Annotated in this window: 16 protein-coding genes and 1 tRNA gene; 13 read left to right on the forward strand and 4 right to left on the reverse strand. The window is 46.2% G+C overall.

Translation table 11 applies throughout. From position 1 onward, the window contains the following. Positions 1 to 101 precede the first annotated feature (101 nt). The 6 genes from QUA13_RS17040 (at position 102) to urtA (ending at position 7,880) form a co-directional block, all read left to right on the forward strand. Complete coding sequence (locus tag QUA13_RS17040; protein WP_333200316.1) at positions 102 to 827, forward strand: TVP38/TMEM64 family protein; 726 nt, start codon at positions 102 to 104, stop codon at positions 825 to 827. 440 nt (positions 828 to 1,267) lie between these two features. Continuing rightward, positions 1,268 to 3,691 (forward strand): ATP-binding protein, encoded by a 2,424-nt coding sequence (locus QUA13_RS17045; RefSeq protein ID WP_333200318.1) that lies wholly within the window; start codon positions 1,268 to 1,270, stop codon positions 3,689 to 3,691. Positions 3,692 to 3,952: 261 nt separating this feature from the next. Further along, the gene (locus QUA13_RS17050) at positions 3,953 to 4,852 is read left to right on the forward strand and encodes a methyltransferase domain-containing protein (protein ID WP_333200320.1); all 900 of its coding nucleotides are present in this window, start codon (positions 3,953 to 3,955) and stop codon (positions 4,850 to 4,852) included. A gap of 230 nt (positions 4,853 to 5,082) precedes the next feature. Next, positions 5,083 to 5,811, forward strand: a complete 729-nt coding sequence (locus QUA13_RS17055; RefSeq protein ID WP_333200321.1) for an HAD family phosphatase — start codon at positions 5,083 to 5,085, stop codon at positions 5,809 to 5,811. Positions 5,812 to 5,931: 120 nt separating this feature from the next. Then, positions 5,932 to 6,004 (forward strand) — tRNA-Ala (locus tag QUA13_RS17060). A 556-nt stretch (positions 6,005 to 6,560) separates the two neighbouring features. Then, complete coding sequence (urtA, locus tag QUA13_RS17065; protein ID WP_333200323.1) at positions 6,561 to 7,880, forward strand: urea ABC transporter substrate-binding protein; 1,320 nt, start codon at positions 6,561 to 6,563, stop codon at positions 7,878 to 7,880. A gap of 12 nt (positions 7,881 to 7,892) precedes the next feature. Here the strand turns inward: urtA and QUA13_RS17070 are convergent, their stop codons facing one another. After that, positions 7,893 to 8,087, reverse strand: coding sequence for a hypothetical protein (locus QUA13_RS17070; RefSeq protein ID WP_333200325.1), 195 nt, complete (start codon positions 8,085 to 8,087; stop codon positions 7,893 to 7,895). A gap of 206 nt (positions 8,088 to 8,293) precedes the next feature. Here QUA13_RS17070 and QUA13_RS17075 point away from each other — a divergent pair, with 206 nt between their 5' ends. The 7 genes from QUA13_RS17075 to QUA13_RS17105 all read left to right on the forward strand — a co-directional run bounded on the left by QUA13_RS17075 (position 8,294) and on the right by QUA13_RS17105 (position 13,498). Beyond that, entirely contained in the window at positions 8,294 to 9,448 is a 1,155-nt protein-coding gene (locus QUA13_RS17075) for an ABC transporter permease subunit (protein ID WP_333200342.1), read from the forward strand. A 27-nt stretch (positions 9,449 to 9,475) separates the two neighbouring features. Then, complete coding sequence (gene urtC, locus QUA13_RS17080) at positions 9,476 to 10,618, forward strand: urea ABC transporter permease subunit UrtC (protein WP_333200327.1); 1,143 nt, start codon at positions 9,476 to 9,478, stop codon at positions 10,616 to 10,618. Between the two features lie 185 nt (positions 10,619 to 10,803). Continuing rightward, positions 10,804 to 11,532: a TIGR00266 family protein gene (locus tag QUA13_RS17085; protein WP_172188197.1), complete on the forward strand. Its 729-nt coding sequence runs from the start codon at positions 10,804 to 10,806 to the stop codon at positions 11,530 to 11,532. A gap of 128 nt (positions 11,533 to 11,660) precedes the next feature. After that, complete coding sequence (gene urtD, locus QUA13_RS17090) at positions 11,661 to 12,407, forward strand: urea ABC transporter ATP-binding protein UrtD (RefSeq protein WP_333191054.1); 747 nt, start codon at positions 11,661 to 11,663, stop codon at positions 12,405 to 12,407. Between the two features lie 23 nt (positions 12,408 to 12,430). Continuing rightward, complete coding sequence (locus QUA13_RS17095) at positions 12,431 to 12,574, forward strand: hypothetical protein (protein WP_333200329.1); 144 nt, start codon at positions 12,431 to 12,433, stop codon at positions 12,572 to 12,574. A 4-nt stretch (positions 12,575 to 12,578) separates the two neighbouring features. Continuing rightward, positions 12,579 to 13,277, forward strand: coding sequence for an urea ABC transporter ATP-binding subunit UrtE (urtE, locus tag QUA13_RS17100; RefSeq protein ID WP_333200331.1), 699 nt, complete (start codon positions 12,579 to 12,581; stop codon positions 13,275 to 13,277). Further along, positions 13,274 to 13,498, forward strand: coding sequence for a hypothetical protein (locus QUA13_RS17105; RefSeq protein WP_333200333.1), 225 nt, complete (start codon positions 13,274 to 13,276; stop codon positions 13,496 to 13,498). The genes urtE and QUA13_RS17105 overlap by 4 nt, the downstream gene beginning before the upstream one ends. A gap of 5 nt (positions 13,499 to 13,503) precedes the next feature. On the opposite strand, the gene QUA13_RS17110 is transcribed toward QUA13_RS17105, so the two are convergent. From QUA13_RS17110 to QUA13_RS17120, 3 genes are all read right to left on the reverse strand, one after another. Continuing rightward, positions 13,504 to 14,244: a pentapeptide repeat-containing protein gene (locus tag QUA13_RS17110; RefSeq protein ID WP_333200335.1), complete on the reverse strand. Its 741-nt coding sequence runs from the start codon at positions 14,242 to 14,244 to the stop codon at positions 13,504 to 13,506. Positions 14,245 to 14,306: 62 nt separating this feature from the next. Next, on the reverse strand, positions 14,307 to 14,783 hold the full coding sequence (locus tag QUA13_RS17115) for a chemotaxis protein CheW (RefSeq protein WP_333200337.1): 477 nt from the start codon (positions 14,781 to 14,783) through the stop codon (positions 14,307 to 14,309). A 193-nt stretch (positions 14,784 to 14,976) separates the two neighbouring features. Then, positions 14,977 to 16,924, reverse strand: a 1,948-nt coding sequence (locus QUA13_RS17120; RefSeq protein WP_333200338.1) for a hybrid sensor histidine kinase/response regulator, incomplete at its 5' end; no start/stop codon positions are given.

A 16,924-nucleotide genomic window follows, 5' to 3' on the forward strand; every position in this document is an offset into this window, starting at 1 on the left:
TTTATATCATCAATCGGATGAAATACAGTAGGGACACGGCAGTGCCGTGTCCCTACTCTGGAAACGACGGTGTATGAAATTTAGACTGGGGAGTTTAGGTAATGAATGATTCGCGATCGCCCGGTGAAAATCCGCCGCCATCCAACAGTTGGAAGCTGATTTTAGGGATTGGTTTAGCTGTGGCTTTGATTGTGGCGGCAAAGTTTTTTAACTTCCAAGGAATTGTGAAAAATGCGCTGGAGTCGATCGCGAGTCTCGGCCCGTGGGGCCCGGCAGCTTTTATTCTAATTTACATTGTAGCAACGGTTCTATTTATCCCCGGTTCTTTGCTGACTCTCGGTTCTGGCGTTTTGTTCGGAGTCGTTGGCGGTTCGGTTTGCGTTTCCATCGGCTCAGTTTTAGGTGCAACTTGCGCTTTTTTAACAGGAAGGTATTTAACTCGCGACTGGGTTTCCAAACAGATCGAAGGCAATCAAAAATTTAAGGCGATCGATGCAGCAGTTGCCTCTGAAGGATGGAAAATTGTTTTGCTGACGCGGCTTTCTCCAATTTTTCCGTTTAATTTGCTTAACTATGCTTTTGGAGTCACGCAGGTATCTCTAAAAGACTATTTTTTCGCATCTTGGATCGGCATGATTCCCGGAACTGTCATGTATGTTTATATCGGTTCCCTGGCCGGGAGTTTGGCTGCACTCGGATCGCAAGGGCGATCGCGCACTTCTGCTGAGTGGACTCTCTACGGCATTGGTTTGCTAGCAACGATCGCCCTCACCGTTTATGCAACCCGCTTCGCCAAAAAAGCTTTAGAGGAAAAAATTTCCCCTTAAAACCGCAGCGCAAATTGGTAAAATTGTCAAGAGGGTTTTGCCCATACATTATAATACCTTGCTAATTTAAAAAGCTCCGTATTTTCTCTGTGTTATTTACAATTATTTTGTTATACAAACAAGATAGATATTAAAGATATCGTAAAGCACTCACCTCAAGTAGGTAAACCGAAGGTCGAAATATAAAATTGATGCCACAATAGAATGCGAGTGTCCTACCAGAATAAAAACAGTTTGCAGTCAGGAATGCAAATCATACCATTTTAGACTTGAGATTAAAGGATTGAAGAATTGGGAATAACTAATCACTACTAGCGTTTTTATCTCGGCTACAGTTGCATTCTTTTCTTAAACTGGTGTCACTACTTGCCTGATATTAATTCTGCCGAAGGACCAAGGAAGAATGCCGTTTGATGAATTTGACTCTGAGGGAACATTTGATGATGCAAAACCCAGCAAATCAAGCCAGATCTATGTCTGCGCCGCCGCACCCAACAAAAAAGCTGCGCCGCTTTTGGGACAACATCAGCAGTTCTGCTCAATCAGGGTGGCAACAAGCGCACAGTCTTTGGCAGCACAGACGGCAGCGCCGCCATTTGCTGACCCTGCTAATTCTGGCCACCACGGCTTTAACCATTAGCACAACTGCTTGCATCAGCTATTTTTTTGTGCGCGGACTAATCCTCGACAATTTAAAGCAAATAGCACTATTAAAACTAGAAAAAGGCACCGACGAAATCGACCGCTGGCTCAGCAGCCGCAAAGCAGAAATAGAAACCATTGCTTACGATCCTACGGTTCGGACTCTCAATTGGCAATTAGTCGAGCCCCGGTTGCAAGGAGAAATATACAGATTAAAAGAGTATTTCATCCTGTCATTAACTCAATCCGACGGCTCATTTATCAACACTTTAGGCAACCGCGGAAACACCAAAGACCGCCAACACTTTCGCACAACAATGGCAGGGTATGTCAACGTTTCCGACCCGCTGATCGGCCGCAGTACAAAAGTTTCGACCATCATCATTTCAGCTCCTATTTGGCCCTTGCCTCCCGGTTCCAATAAAGTAATTGGAGTGCTCGCAGGCGCTATAAAATTAGACAGAGTAGCATCTGTGGCTAACAGCTTGCAGTACGGTTCCGAAAGTTATGCTTTTGCGATAAATTCACAAGGAGTGCCAATTGTTCATCCCAACACTAACTTAATTGGAAATATCGATCGGCCGGCCCCAAGCTTTTTACACTCACAAGACCCCGCACTCTCCACAATTGCGCGGCAGATGATCGATCGCCAGACGAACATCGAACTGGTAAAAATAGATAACAAATGGGTGTATGTGGCCTATGCTCCCCTCAAGGAAGTTAACTGGTCGATGGCTTTAGTAATTCCCCGCGAAAATATTGAATCCCAACTGCAAGCATTAAATTTGCTGACATCTGTAGTCGCCGGACTGCTCGGCCCGGCAATGCTAGCAGCAATTTGGCTAATTTACTCTTCCGAAAACAATCGCGCTCAAGCGGAGCGAGAAGCGATGCTCAACCGGATTGCCGGACGCATTCGGGCTTCCCTAGAATTAGACAAAATCGTGCAAAGTACAGTCGAAGAAATAGTAAGTTTGCTGCATTTAGAACGGGCGGCGTTTGGTTGGTACGAACCGCAAAACAAAATGTTAAAAATTATGTCGGAATCTTGCCAATCGGATTCTCCGACACCAGCCATAAAGTTTGATCCTTACTTTATCGAAAATGTGTTAGTACGGAGCGGTCAAAGCGAACCAATTATTCTTTCGAGCGACACTTTGGCGGAGTGTGCAGCTCAACATATCGAATTTAAAGCTAATAGCTATTTAGCCGTACCTGTTCAGACTCAGAACCAGCCGCAGGGTTATTTAATTTGCAGCCACGCTACTCATTGGCTGTGGAGCGAGGAGGAAATTCAACTGTTAAAAGCTGTGGCAGACCAATTGGCGATCGCAATTACTCAAGCTCACCTTTACAGTCAAACCCAAGACCAAATAAAACGGCTCAATAGTGCCTTAAATGAACTGAAAACAACTCAAACTCATTTAGTGCAGAGCGAAAAAATGTCATCATTAGGTCAAATGGTGGCCGGAATAGCCCACGAAATCAACAACCCTGTTAACTTCATTTCCGCTAATTTGCCTCACACCAGCAAATATACTAAAGATTTGTTAGACTTGGTGAGTTTATACAAACAAACCTTCCCAGAGGTTCCCCAGGAAATCGCAGATTTTGTAGAAGAAATTGAGTTAGAATTTATCGAGGAAGATTTGCCGCATATATTGGATTCTATGAAAATAGGAACTGAACGCATTCGCAGCATAGTTCTTTCTTTGCGCAACTTTTCTCGCCTCGATGAATCTGACAAAAAGCTGGCGGACATTAACGAAGGTATGGAAAATACCTTGTTGCTGCTCTCCAATCGCCTCAAAAATAGAATTTATATAGTCAAGAAATACGGAAAAGTGCCTTTAGTCGAGTGCTATCCGTCTCAGCTCAATCAGGTGTTTATGAACTTGCTGAGCAATGCGATCGATGCCTTGAACGAGATAGATCGCCTGGATAAAATCATTACAATTTCCACGGGAGTAGTTCGCGAAAATGGCGGTAAATTTCTGAAAGTGGCGATCGCAGACAACGGGCCCGGCATTCCAGACAGCGTTAAAGACCAAATTTATAACCCATTTTTTACTACCAAACCCGTGGGCAAAGGCACTGGTTTGGGGTTAGCAATTAGCTACAAAATTGTAGTGGACGGACACGGTGGCAGCATCGAAATTTCTAAACCTCCGGGCGGTGGCACGGAGTTTTTGGTAAAAATTCCTATTAGTAACGGCAAGTAAGATAATTTTAGATTTTAGATTTTAGATTTTAGATTTTAAATTTGAGAATGCCTATAATACAAGGTTTTGGATATTATCTACAGTTGCATTATTTTTGGAAAGTGGTATCAGGAGGAAGTGGGAAGGGAAGCCCACGGAGTTTGTAACCGAGGTAAGGGATAGAGGTTCGAGGGAAGAGGGAAGAGGGGACAAACAGTTTTAATGAATGCTAAGTTGACGGCCTTTGGCTAAAATTAGAATAGTTTTTGTTAAAGGAGTTTTATGGCTGTTGGCAAGGATACAATTTTCGAGCGCTTTTTGTCGCCCTTGATTCGACTGGCGATCGACGAAGAAGCACTGAAACGACTCTACGAAGGTATCGACTGGGAAAAAGCGGGCGATCGCTACCGACAACCCGACCTAGTTTATCCCGAATATTACAGCAGCCAAAACTTTCACGGCATTAAAGGTGGCTACCTCAACCCCAGTGCCGCCGTTTCCTACGATCCAATCACGCAATATGTTTTGCCTCCCCACGAAACAGTAGTCAGGCAAGGCTTAATAGACGCTGTGCGGGTGAAACCGCGCCGAATTATCGATTTGGGATGCGGCACCGGTTCGACAACACTCATGCTCAAGCAGGCTTTTCCCGAAGCGGAAGTTGTCGGCCTGGACTTGTCGCCTTATATGCTGGTAGTTGCCGAAATTAAAGCCCAAAAAGCCGGCTTAAAAATCGAGTGGTTGCACGGAAATGCCGAAAGCGTTGCTTTTCCCGATGCCAGCTTCGATTTAGTCGCAGCTTCCTTGCTGTTTCACGAAACGCCACCTGCTGTATCGCGGGCAATTTTGCGAGAAAGCTTCCGACTGCTGAAGGTTGGGGGACAAGTGGCAATTTTGGACGGAAACCAAAAAACTTTGCGCCAGACAGAGTGGCTGGCTGATATCTTTGAAGAGCCTTATATTAAGTCTTACGCCGCTGGCAGCCTCGATGCTTGGGTGGGGGCGGCTGGATTCGCGGCGGTGCAAACTCACGAACACTGGTGGGTAAATCAGGTAACGCAGGGTGTGAAACCTTTGCCTGGGGAAGATTTGGAACAGGTGCGGGTGGCGGCGGGGTGGAATCCTATCGATCGAGCTCCTGATTTGGGTGGCGATTTACCAGGCATACCAGCTCCCGCTTGATTTATTGTTACTAATACCAATTTAAAAAAGTCTTGCTACAATCCTCAATCTTATACCAATTATTAACAGTCGAAGCGGACGGTAAGGACACGGCAATGCCGTGTCCGTACAGATGCTCGCGTACAATTTATGTGTCACGTTACTTTTAATAATTGGTAGAACTTATTTATTCCTTCCTCCTTCTTCCCTCTTCCTTCTTCCTTCTTCCTTCTTCCTTCTTCCCTCTTCTAATGACTCTAAAAGCAGTTTTATTTGATTTTAATGGTGTGATTGTTAATGACGAGCCGATTCACGAGAAAATAATCGATCGATTGATGCTGGATGAAAATCTCCAGCTCAAACGTGGGGAGGTTCGAGAAGTTTGTTTGGGAAGGAGCAATCGCGCTTGCATTACCGCACTGCTCGAGCGCCGGGGACGATTTTTGACAGAAACATACCTCGCTCGGCTGCTGCTGCGCAAGGCCGAAGCTTACAAAGTTCAAATAAATACTTTGGAGAAACTGCCGATTTATCCCGGTTTGACAGAATTTATTGCCAAAATTCGGGCCGCCGGACTGAAAATGGCCGTAGTTAGTGGGGCAATGCGATCGGATATAGAATTGGTGTTAGATCGGGCCGGTTTGGCAGCAAACTTTGAGTTAATTGTCGCAGGCGACGACTTGAAGGCGAGCAAACCAGCACCCGACGGCTATCTATTGGCTGTGGAACTTCTCAACCAGAAATATCCCGAATTTAACCTGCAACCGATCGAGTGTTTGGCGATAGAAGATACTTTTGCAGGGATTGAAGCGGCGAAAAAAGCGGGGATTCAGGTAGCGGGGGTGACTCACACTTACCCATTTCACATGATCCAGCGCCAAGCTAATTGGACGGTGGACTATTTTGCTGATTTAGAGTTGGACAGAGTGGCGGAACTTTGCTCGATCGCCCCCACTGAGCCGGCTGCGCAAAACACTTGACGTTTTTAGCAGTTACGTGCTAACGTAGGTGACGGTCTGCGAACGTGAGAGCGAGCAAAACTTGTAAGCCTTTTAGATTCGGCAATCCCGCATCTAGAATGCTAAATTAAAACTCAATCAGGGGAATTAGCTCAGTTGGTAGAGCGCTGCGATCGCACCGCAGAGGCCAGCGGTTCGAGTCCGCTATTCTCCATAAATCAGGGGCATTTCTACAAGTGACGATCGCACTTCGCTTTGAGCTCAAAGCGAAGTGCGATCGTCACCTGCTTTGATACAAGCCTATGTTGGGCGATGATCGACCCGGTTGGTGCCTAAGTTCTAGCATCAATAACCTGTTGAGAGCGAGCAACCGGGTTTCTATGTTGTGCGATCGACCCGGTTTCTGACTAACTCGTAGCATCAATAAGATAATTTATGTAAAGAAACCCGCTTTCTAATGTCACACTAATTGCTGAAAAGACGTATTTTGGTGTCTAAACCCGGTTTCAGAACAGAATGGAACGGTATGCCCGTGCACCAAACCCTTATTTCATCAGTGAAGCTCAAATCTAAAATCTTACATCTAACATGGTATCAGCCGGGTTTCTGTCGCAGTTGCCATCAATCCCCACAAAGCATTCATTTTGTAAAAAACAATAAGTTTTGTAGCTAAACATACAACAGTCTTATGAGCCTAGTCTTAATATCAAGTCGCTATGTGTTATTATTCTCAATCATCTGACTCATCTATTCAAGAGTAACCAGAAAAAATGGCAAAGCGATTCGATCGGCGGAAATTTCTTTTATACGGTTCTGCTACCCTAACATCAAGTTTATTTCTCAAAGCTTGTAGAACTCCCACTCCAACCGCAACTCCAGCCACTTCTCCCACATCAACAGGAACTACACCAGCAGCAGGCAGTGGAAACACGATCAAAGTAGGAATTTTGCATTCCTTGAGCGGCACCATGTCAATCAGTGAAAAAAGCGTTGTCGATGCCGAACAATTAGCGATCGAAGAAATTAATAAAGCTGGCGGTGTCCTAGGAAAACAAATCGAAACAGTAGTAGAAGATGGCAACTCAGACTGGCCGACTTTTGCCGAAAAAGCCAAAAAATTGATCGACCAAGATAAAGTTGTCACCGTCTTCGGATGCTGGACATCCGCCAGCCGCAAAGCAGTATTGCCAGTATTTGAAGAAAAAAATCATATGCTCTGGTATCCCGTACAATACGAGGGTCAAGAGTGTTCCAAGAACATCTTTTATACTGGGGCAGCGCCGAACCAGCAAATCGAACCAGCAGTTGACTGGCTGCTAGAAAATAAAGGCAAAAAATTCTTCTTAGTCGGGTCTGACTATGTTTTCCCCCGCACGGCAAATACCATTATCAAGGCACAGCTAGCAGCCAAAGGTGGCGAATTAGTTGGGGAAGATTACATTCCTTTGGGCGGGACAGAAGTCACGCCAATTATTACTAAAATAAAAGCAGCTTTGCCAGACGGGGGCGTCATTTTCAATTCCCTCAACGGCGACAGCAACGTAGCATTTTTCAAACAGTTGCAGGGTGCAGGTTTGGGACCGGACAAATATCCGTCAATGTCTGTCAGTATTGCTGAAGAAGAAGTAAAGGCGATCGGCGTAGAATATCTTAAAGGTCATTACGCCGCCTGGAATTACTTCATGACAGTGGAATCTCCGGCCAATACAAAATTTGTGCAAGCTTTCAAAGCAAAATACGGCAACGATAGAGTGACTAACGACCCGATGGAAGCAGCTTACATCATGGTTTACCTGTGGAAGCAAGCGGTCGAAAAAGCAGGGACAGCCGACGATTTGGAAAAAGTGCGCGCAGCAGCTTTGGGTCAAACCTTTGACGCGCCTGAGGGCAAAGTTACGATGGAAAACAACCACCACATCTCTAAATTTGTGCGCTTGGGCGAAGTGAGAGACGACGGTTTGTTTAACATTGCTTTTGCTACGCCAGAAGCAGTGCAGCCGGTTCCTTGGAATCAGTTTGTCGCTGAAACAAAAGGCTTTTCTTGCGATTGGTCAGACCCCACAAAAGGCGGCAAATTTAAGAGCACATAATTAAGGAAATTTTCAACTCTCTCCGGGTGCGCAACGCGCACCTTTCCCCTTACATAACTGTGTACATATAGCAACCGCCAAGACGGTTAGGACATTCTTAATCGCTGAAACCATTGCTATTACGGCTTCTTCCTTCTTCCTTCTTCCGACTTCCTTCTTCCTTCTTCCTTCTGCTATAAAACGTCGCTCCTGGTGCTTAGGGCGCACCTTCCCCTCATACAAAAACTCGCATCTTTAGGGTGCGCAATGCGTACCTTTACCGGATTTAATAGCTCACATAAAACATCGCTCTGTGCGCTGGTGCCCACCTTACGCTTATACAAAAACTCGCGTTTGTTGGTGGCGCAATGCCCACCTTACCATTACAGAATTGTACCAAATATTCTAGGAAAATAGGAGGATAAAAAGTGGCGATCGGCTTATTAGACGGTTTATTTAATGGCATTAGCATCGGCGCTGTTTTACTAATTGCCGCCCTGGGACTAGCGATTATTTTCGGGCTGATGGGCGTGATTAATATGGCTCATGGCGAGTTGATGATGCTCGGGGCTTATACAACTTTCGTGGTGCAAAATGTCTTCAAAGGTATCGGAGGATTTGCTTTTGAAACCTATATTTTATTTGCGATTCCCCTAGCTTTTTTAGTAGCTGCATTGGTAGGATTAATTCTCGAACGCGGAGTGATTCGCTATCTTTACGGGCGGCCGCTAGAAACTCTGCTGGCCACTTGGGGCGTAAGTTTAATTTTGCAGCAGTTTGTCCGCAGCGTCAGTTGGGTACTGGTAATTGGGATTGCGGTGTTTTGTTTGCTGTTTTTTGGCGGTTTGCGACTGCTGAAGCAGCGCCCGGATTTCGATCGCATTCGCAGCAAAATTATCGCCATAATTTTGCCTTTATCTTTGGGTATTTCCTGGGCGGTGAGTGCCTTTTTAGGGCAAACTTACAAACTCGCAGTAACTAAACCTTGGTTTGGCGCTCAAAACGTGGATGTGACTGCGCCTGCATGGCTGCGCGGCGGCATCCCGCTGGGCAATTTCCAGTTGCCCTACGCCCGACTTTTTATTATTGCGCTGACAGGAATTTGTTTGGCGGGAATTTACCTATTTTTGCAGCGTTCTGTGTGGGGACTTCGCATTCGCGCTGTGACGCAAAATCGCAGCATGAGCGCGTGTTTGGGCATTCCTACGGAACAAGTAGACGCGCTGACTTTTGCTTTGGGTTCGGGGCTGGCAGGTGTCGCTGGGTGCGCGATTAGTTTGATCGGTTCGGTAGGGTCAAATACCGGACAAAATTATATAGTCGATACCTTTATGGTGGTGGTTGTGGGCGGTGTCGGCAAGATTGTGGGGACTGTAGTTGCTGCGATGGCGATCGGCACTGCCAATTACCTGATCGGTTCGGGAACCTTAGCAATAATGTTCGCTCCTGTCAAGCCTTTAGCCGACTTCTTGACATTTTTCGCCACAACCAGCATGGCAAAAGTAATGGTATTCGCCTTAATTATGGCTTTTCTGCAAGTGAAGCCGGGAGGAATTTTCCCGCAAAAAGGGCGGACGGTAGAAAATTAAAAATTACACCTGCGAGGGTAGCGAAAAATGCAGAACAAACATCAAAAAGCCTGGCTAAAAGAAGCGGCAATTGTCAGCGCGATCGCCCTCACATTCATATTGCTGATCCCAGGAATACTCCCCGACGTTCGCCTCAATCAATTAGGGCGATTTTTAGCACTAGCAATTGCAGCCCTCGGCATAGACTTGATTTGGGGATACACGGGTTTGCTGAGTCTCGGACACGGCGTATTTTTTGCGATCGGCGGCTACGCCTTCGCCATGCACCTAAAACTGCAAATTCCCCCAACCGCCAGCATCCAATTGCCCGAATTTATGGGTCTCTACGGCGTCACCGAACTGCCCTGGTTTTGGCAACCATTTTATTCATTTCCCTTCTCAGCAGCAGCAACAGTTCTCATCCCCGCTATTTTGGGCGCACTTTTGGGTTATTTAGTATTCCGAAATCGGATTCGAGGCGTTTACTTTTCAATTCTCACCCAAGCAGCAACCATAGTATTTTTCAACTTCTTTAACGGTCAGCAAAAACTCATTAACGGAACCAACGGACTCACAGACTTTAAAACCTTGTTCGGAGCCACAGTAAATGACCGAAATACTCAATATATTTTCTATATTCTCACCATACTATTTCTAGCAGCAACTTACGCCCTCTGCCGCTGGCTGACCAGCGGGCGCTTCGGCCGCCTGCTAGTAGCAATTCGCGACGACGAAGTGCGCCTGCGTTTCTCAGGTTACAATCCCACAGGATATAAAGTTTTAGTCTTTGCAATTTCCGCCGGTTTAGCCGGGATTGCAGGCGCATTATTTACCGTACAAACCGGAATAATTTCACCAAAAGCAATGGATATTGCCTTTTCAATTGAAATGGTAATCTGGGTCGCAGTCGGAGGTCGCGCCACATTATCAGGAGCAATACTGGGAGCGCTGCTAGTCAACTTTGGCAAGAGTTTCTTGAGCGAACAATTCCCCGAAGTGTGGCTATTTTTCCAAGGTGCGCTATTCCTAATAGTAGTCACAGTGCTGCCCGACGGCTTAGTCGGATGGCTGCAACATCAAGGTTTTGACCAAATCCGCATCCTGTTCAGAAGACCGAGGTACGCCTCTACTTACCCCAGGCTGGAACAAGACCCCGAAGTGCAGCTCGAAAAAGAAGAACTTGAACATTGAGGGCAAAAAGATCGTGTATATATAAGTAGGCGGACATACATAAATGTCACTAGCCAGCGACGAACGAAGCAATCGCAATAGACTTAGGAAAAGCTGGGTTTCTCTCTGAGGAGGCGCAATATATATGTCCACCTACTTATATATCCTTAGCAAACAGCTTCGTTCTTTAACTTGAGGGGAAACATATGGCAGATATTATTGACTACAAAATTTACGGCGACGATTTGCAACTCATCGAAATTGAACTCGACCCCAAAGAAGGCGTCAGGGCTGAAGCTGGAACCATGACATACATGGAAGGCGACATCCAAATGCAAACATCTACAGGCGGCGGCTTATTTCAAGGTTTCAAACGGATGCTGACAGGAGCGGGTTTTTTCATTACCACCTTTGTCAACGCCGGAAATCGCAAAGCCCGCGTCGCTTTTGCTGCCCCCTATCCAGGTAAAGTAATTCCCCTCGATTTAGGTCAACTTGGCGGTAAATTTTTGTGTCAAAAAGACTCATTTCTCTGTGCGGCCAACGGCATTGAAATTGAGGTTGCTTTCACCAAACGGCTCGGTGCCGGTTTCTTTGGCGGAGAAGGTTTTATTCTGCAAAAATTGCAGGGTGACGGGCTAGCTTTTGTTCATGCGGGAGGAACAATAGTTGAGAAAAATTTGGGAGCTGGCGAAGTGTTGCGAGTAGACACCGGCTGTTTAGTAGCTTTTGCTCCCACAGTAGACTACGACATTCAATTTGTTGGCGGGTTTAAAAATGCTTTATTTGGAGGTGAAGGCTTGTTTTTGGCAAAGATGACTGGGCCTGGAAAAGTATACGTGCAAAGTTTGCCACTCTCGAAGTTAGCTGAACGCATTTTAGCTGCCACTCCACCTCCAATTTCGAGCAGTTCTAGCAGTTTTAGTTTAGAGTAAACGGCCAGCAAAAAGTAGAAAATATGGTGTCACGGCAGGGTAAAAAATCTGGTTAATAAGGAGAAGATTTGCGTTACGCACCTACAAAGGGTATCGGTTGTTGTCCATTACTGAGTTAATTACTAATTATGAATGGAAAAGTATTAGAAATAGAAAACTTGACTGTTAGTTTTGATGGTTTTAAAGCTATCAACGGTTTAAATTTCAGCATGGATGCGGGCGAACTGCGAGTTATCATTGGCCCCAACGGTGCGGGGAAAACAACTTTTCTCGATTCGATTACCGGGAAGGTGCAGCCAACAGAGGGCAGGGTGTTATTTAAGGGACAAAATTTGCGCAAGTTGTCGGAAGATAGGATTTCGCGCTTGGGAATTGGCCGCAAGTTTCAGACGCCGCGAGTTTACTTAAATTTAACGCCACGCGAAAATTTGGAATTGTCTTGCAGCAGCCCTAAAAATGTTTTTTCGACTTTGTTCAAGCCTGCTTCTACTGCTGAAAAACGCACGGTTGCCGGTTTGTTAGAAACAATTGGTTTAGTTGCTAAAGCTGATGTTTCGGCTGGTTTGCTTTCTCACGGGGAAAAGCAATGGTTGGAAATTGGAATGTTGGTGGCTCAATCTCCTGATTTGTTGTTGGTAGATGAACCTGTGGCGGGTTTGACGGATGAGGAAACGGTGTTAACTGGAGATTTGCTGATTTCGCTGGCCGAAAGTCATTCGGTGTTGGTAATTGAACATGATATGGAGTTTGTGCGGCAAATTGCGCAGCAGGTGACGGTGTTGCATCAGGGTGCGGTTTTGTGCGAGGGGACTATGGATGAGGTGCAAAATGACGATCGGGTAATTGAGGTATATTTGGGAAAACCGGAAGAGTAAGAGGAAGGAAGTTCGGCAACGGATTGTGTAACGGATGTAACGGATGTCAGGAAGAAGGAAGTTCGGCAACGGATTGTGTAACGGATGTAACGGATATCAGGAAGAAGGAAGAAGGAAGAAGTTATTTGGTAGTTGCTACCAATTCTCATGCCCCATTACCAATTTAAAACTATGCTGCAAGTCTCTAATTTGAATGTTTATTACGGCGAAAGTCACATTTTGCGCGATGTCGATTTAAGCGTCATGGCAGGGCAAATGGTTTGCTTGATCGGTCGCAATGGTGTGGGCAAAACTACTATGCTAAAAACGATTATGGGGTTGCTGCAACCGCGCGGCGGCACTATTGCTTTTGGCGGCGAATCTATTGCTTCTAAGTTGACTCACCAGCGGGCGAAAATGGGCATTGGTTACGTGCCTCAAGGACGCGAAATTATTCCCCGTTTGACGGTAAAAGAAAATCTCTTGTTAGGTTTGGAAGCGAAACCAACCAAAAGCAAAAATCCTGAAGTTCCTGATGAAATTTTTGATTTATTTCCTGTTTTGAAAACTATGCTCGATCGTCTGGGAGGTGATTTGAGCGGGGGACAGCAGCAGCAGTTAGCTATTGCTAGAGCTTTGATGGGAGAGCCGAAATTGCTGGTTTTGGATGAACCGACGGAAGGGATTCAACCGTCTATTATTTTAGATATAGAAGCTGCGGTACGCCGCGTAGTTGCGACTAGGGGAATTTCTGTTTTGTTGGTGGAGCAACATTTGCATTTTGTGCGGCAGGCTGACTGGTATTATGCTATGCAAAAAGGCGGAATTGTGGCTTCTGGAAGCACTAGCGAATTAAGCGATGAGGTGATTCAGAGGTTTTTGGCTGTTTGATTCAGAAGGAAGACGGAAGAAGGAAGACGGAAGAAGGAAGACGGAAGAGGGAAACTGGAAACGAGGAAACGAGGAAACGAGGAAACGAGGCAGAGCCTCTAGATATTGATTCCCAGGCAGAGCCTGGGAACAAGGAGGCAGAGCCTGGGAACAAGGGATTCAGTCCGCGCACCATCCGCACTTTGTTTGATAAGAAGCGATTTCAATCGCCCAGGAAATGAGGCTATTACTGATTTTTCCGGCCGTCGGGCATTGTGGTTCCGGCCATACTTGCTCGATCGATACTAGCGCCATCTATATTAGCATTGCGGAGGTTGGCATCGGAAAGATTGGCATCCCTCAAGTCGGAAAATCGCAGGTCTGCACCGTCTAAATTTGTCTTTGTCAAGTTAGCTTTTCTGAGGTTAGCGTTGCTGATTCTCGCTCCCACTAATTCGGCTCCGCTTAAGTTTGTGCGAGCTAGATTGGTGTTGACAAAATCTGATATCTCGAAGCGACTACCGCTGAGGTTGGCATCTGATAAATCTGCTCCTGTAAGGATGGGATTTTTTAAGTTAATGTTAACTAATTTTACGGCTCGGAGGTCGCAGCGGGAGCAGCTTTGAGTTAGCAGCAGGGTTTCGACGTTGGCGTTGATTAGGTCGATTTGTTGCTGGGAGAAATTTTCGGCAAATTCTGGGGAGACGTAGCCGAGCTTTTTGGGGTCGTCTGCTTTTGGTTGGGGTGTTTGGATTGGGGGTGTTTGGATTTGTTGGGGTGTTTGGATGGGTTGGGGTGTTTGTGGTTGGGGTGTTGGGATTGGTTGGGGTGTTGGGATGGGTTGGGGTGTTTGGATGGGTTGGGGTGTTGGGATTTGTTGGGGTGTTTCTATTTGCCCGATCGCACTTAGTTGTAGCCCCACCTTCGGCAATTCAACAGTTGCTGCAAGAATTAGCAGGGCGATCGACATTATTGTGAGTTTTTTCATAAATAAATAACTTTTGGCTAAAATACGATTTATATTGTATAGTACCTGGAAAAGTGAACACCCTACATTTCGCTAAATAAATCCACATTCAGATAAAAAACTTCGGAACCGTCAGGTGCGCGAATTAACTTTTCTATTACCGGAGGCAGTTGCTGTTGACGGTACAATTGGGGAATCTCGCAGAAGCTTTCTTGGGAAATTTCCAAAATTTTTGGCATATCAGGAATGGGAATCCCCAACAGAGCGTTCTTATTTAAAATGCAAACAATTAGGTAGTTCGAGTCCTGTCTAGAGCCGTCACTGGGAAATATTTTAGATAAATTAATCAGCGTAATCAGTTCTTCTTGATGTCGCACTAAACTATTACCGCCCGGTAAAAGACCGTAGGGATTAAAGTTTTTAACAATCCGCTCCACTCGTTCAATAGGAACAGCATAGTAAACATTTCCTAGTTCAAAGGAAACAAATTTTTTAGGAGTAATTCTAACAGTGCCTTGTTTCTGGCTCCGGAAGCGACGATTGTAATTGGCGTGAGTCATTCGATTTTAGATTTTAGATTTTAGATTTTAGATTGAAAAATTATTTGATTGAAGATTGAAGATTGAAGATTATTTGATTTTAGTAGGTGCGTCTGCTGCGTAGCTTCCCTCTATAATTCGCGTACTCAATTACTTTTTGCATAAGTTTTGTTTGAGATTAGGGATTCTTTGAGTGGAGATTTGAGATTTTGGATTAAATTATTGAGTGGTGGAGCAATTTGGGGATGGCTTGTAAAAGTTGGGCCTCGCTGTAAGGTTTGGTGAAGTATTGATTTGCGCCTAATTCCATTGCCATTTGCCGATGTTTTTCGCCGCTGCGGGATGTCAGCATGGCTACGGGAATATTAGCAAACTGCTGGGTCGATCTGATCGATCGCAACAATTCAAATCCATCCATCCGGGGCATTTCAATATCCACGATCGCCAAACTGCAATCAAGACCATTTTGCAACTGTTCCAGGGCATCCACTCCGTCTTTAGCCTGTACCACCCGGTAGCGAGCACGAGTCAGCGTCAGAGACAGCAACTGGCGAATTGTATAGGAATCGTCCACTATCAAAATCAGCGGTGACTGACTCGAACTCGGCGCAATCTCCTGCACTTTACCGGACACAGCGGCGATCGAACTATTTGCCGAAGGTTGACTCACCAAATCGTCCACATCCAGAATATTCACCACGCGCCCGTCCCCCAAAATCGTAGTCCCCAAAACCCCGCGAGGCTTGGATAGAGGTGGCGGCAAAGGTTTAACCACAATTTCCTGCTGGCCGATCAGCCGTTCCACGGCCACCGCCAGCATTCCTTCGGTAGAAGCCAAAACCAGGACGGGAATTTCCTCTAGGGTCAAAGGGTCAGGAGAGGGGGCATCCGGGGCGACGACGCTGTATTCGAGCAAATCTTGCATCCTCACCAAACGAATAAATTCCTCCCGCCACCAAAGCATCGGCTGATTGCCGGCAAGGTGAACTTCCGAGGCTTTAATGTGCAGAATTTCCTCGACTGCATCCAGCGGCACCGCTATTTTATTGTGATCGGTCTTCACCATCAAAGCATCAGTAATCGACAGCAGCAGCGGCAGTTTGATGATAAAACTCGTACCTTTTCCCAGGCGAGAGTCTACCTTCACAGTCCCCCGCACAGTCCGCAAATTTGTTCGCACCACGTCGAGCCCGACTCCCCGCCCCGAAAGGTCGCTGACCCCTTCTGCAGTGCTGAAACCCGGCCAAAACAGAAAATCGTAGAGTTCGGCAATGGAAAATTCTTGAGCTTGTTCCTCCGTCGCCAAACCCTTTGTGACAATTTTACGGCGAATGATTTCCGGGTCAATGCCTCTGCCGTCATCGGCGACAGTAATAATAGTTTGGCCGCCTTGGTGGCGGGCTTCTATTTCAATTTGACCGCTGGCGGGCTTGCCGGTTGCTTGCCGAACTTCGGGCATTTCGATGCCGTGGTCGAAAGCGTTTCTCACTAAGTGTATTAAGGGGTCGCGCAAAGCGTCGAGCAAACTTTCGTCTATTTTGGTATCTCTTCCCACTAGCAGCAGGTTGACATCTTTATCGTATGTGAGGCACATATCCCGGAGCGCTCTGGGCAAGTGATCGACGGCGCGGCTGAAATTCACGACTCGCAACTGCATGACGCGGCTGCGCAGTTGGTCGGTTATGCGGCGCAGTTGGTCCGTACTGCGCTCGAATTTCATGGCTAAGGTGTCTAATTTGGTGGCGGATTGAGAAATTGCTTGGGCAGTTTCGATGACTTCTGCGGCTGTCGAGTGGAACTCTGTATAACGATCCATCTCTAAGATATCGAAGTGAGCATGGGGTACAGAGGATTTGCCGTTAGCAATCATTGGGAATTCTGTTTCTGCTGCTGCAAGTTTTCCCAATCCAGACGAACCGTTTCCCCCTCTCCAGTCTGCAAAACTCAGCCTGTCGTATTCTTCTCGCAACTGACCGCCGAATTGGTTCAAATCTAGGATACTGCGGCGGATGCGCTTGACTTCGCCGCGCAGTTCGGATTCTTGAAGTTCTAAATTTGTACGGTTGATGACTAATTCTCCGACTAGATTCACCAATTCATTTAAGCGTTCTAAGTCTACGCGGATTGTCGGCCTTTGCGGGTTGGGGGCTGGGGGAGAGGGG

It is taken from the genome of Microcoleus sp. S28C3 (assembly GCF_036700785.1).
GTDB classification, from domain to species: Bacteria; Cyanobacteriota; Cyanobacteriia; order Cyanobacteriales; family Microcoleaceae; genus Microcoleus; species Microcoleus asticus.

Excerpts from the sequence above, each read along its gene's own strand:
- QUA13_RS17040 (WP_333200316.1), top strand. The coding sequence starts at position 102 with ATGAATGATTCGCGATCGCCCGGTGAAAATCCGCCGCCATCCAACAGT.
- QUA13_RS17045 (WP_333200318.1), top strand. The coding sequence starts at position 1,268 with ATGATGCAAAACCCAGCAAATCAAGCCAGATCTATGTCTGCGCCGCCG.
- QUA13_RS17050 (WP_333200320.1), top strand. The coding sequence starts at position 3,953 with ATGGCTGTTGGCAAGGATACAATTTTCGAGCGCTTTTTGTCGCCCTTG.
- QUA13_RS17055 (WP_333200321.1), top strand. The coding sequence starts at position 5,083 with ATGACTCTAAAAGCAGTTTTATTTGATTTTAATGGTGTGATTGTTAAT.
- urtA (WP_333200323.1), top strand. The coding sequence starts at position 6,561 with ATGGCAAAGCGATTCGATCGGCGGAAATTTCTTTTATACGGTTCTGCT.
- urtC (WP_333200327.1), top strand. The coding sequence starts at position 9,476 with ATGCAGAACAAACATCAAAAAGCCTGGCTAAAAGAAGCGGCAATTGTC.
- QUA13_RS17085 (WP_172188197.1), top strand. The coding sequence starts at position 10,804 with ATGGCAGATATTATTGACTACAAAATTTACGGCGACGATTTGCAACTC.
- urtD (WP_333191054.1), top strand. The coding sequence starts at position 11,661 with ATGAATGGAAAAGTATTAGAAATAGAAAACTTGACTGTTAGTTTTGAT.
- urtE (WP_333200331.1), top strand. The coding sequence starts at position 12,579 with ATGCTGCAAGTCTCTAATTTGAATGTTTATTACGGCGAAAGTCACATT.
- QUA13_RS17110 (WP_333200335.1), bottom strand. The coding sequence starts at position 14,244 with ATGAAAAAACTCACAATAATGTCGATCGCCCTGCTAATTCTTGCAGCA.
- QUA13_RS17115 (WP_333200337.1), bottom strand. The coding sequence starts at position 14,783 with ATGACTCACGCCAATTACAATCGTCGCTTCCGGAGCCAGAAACAAGGC.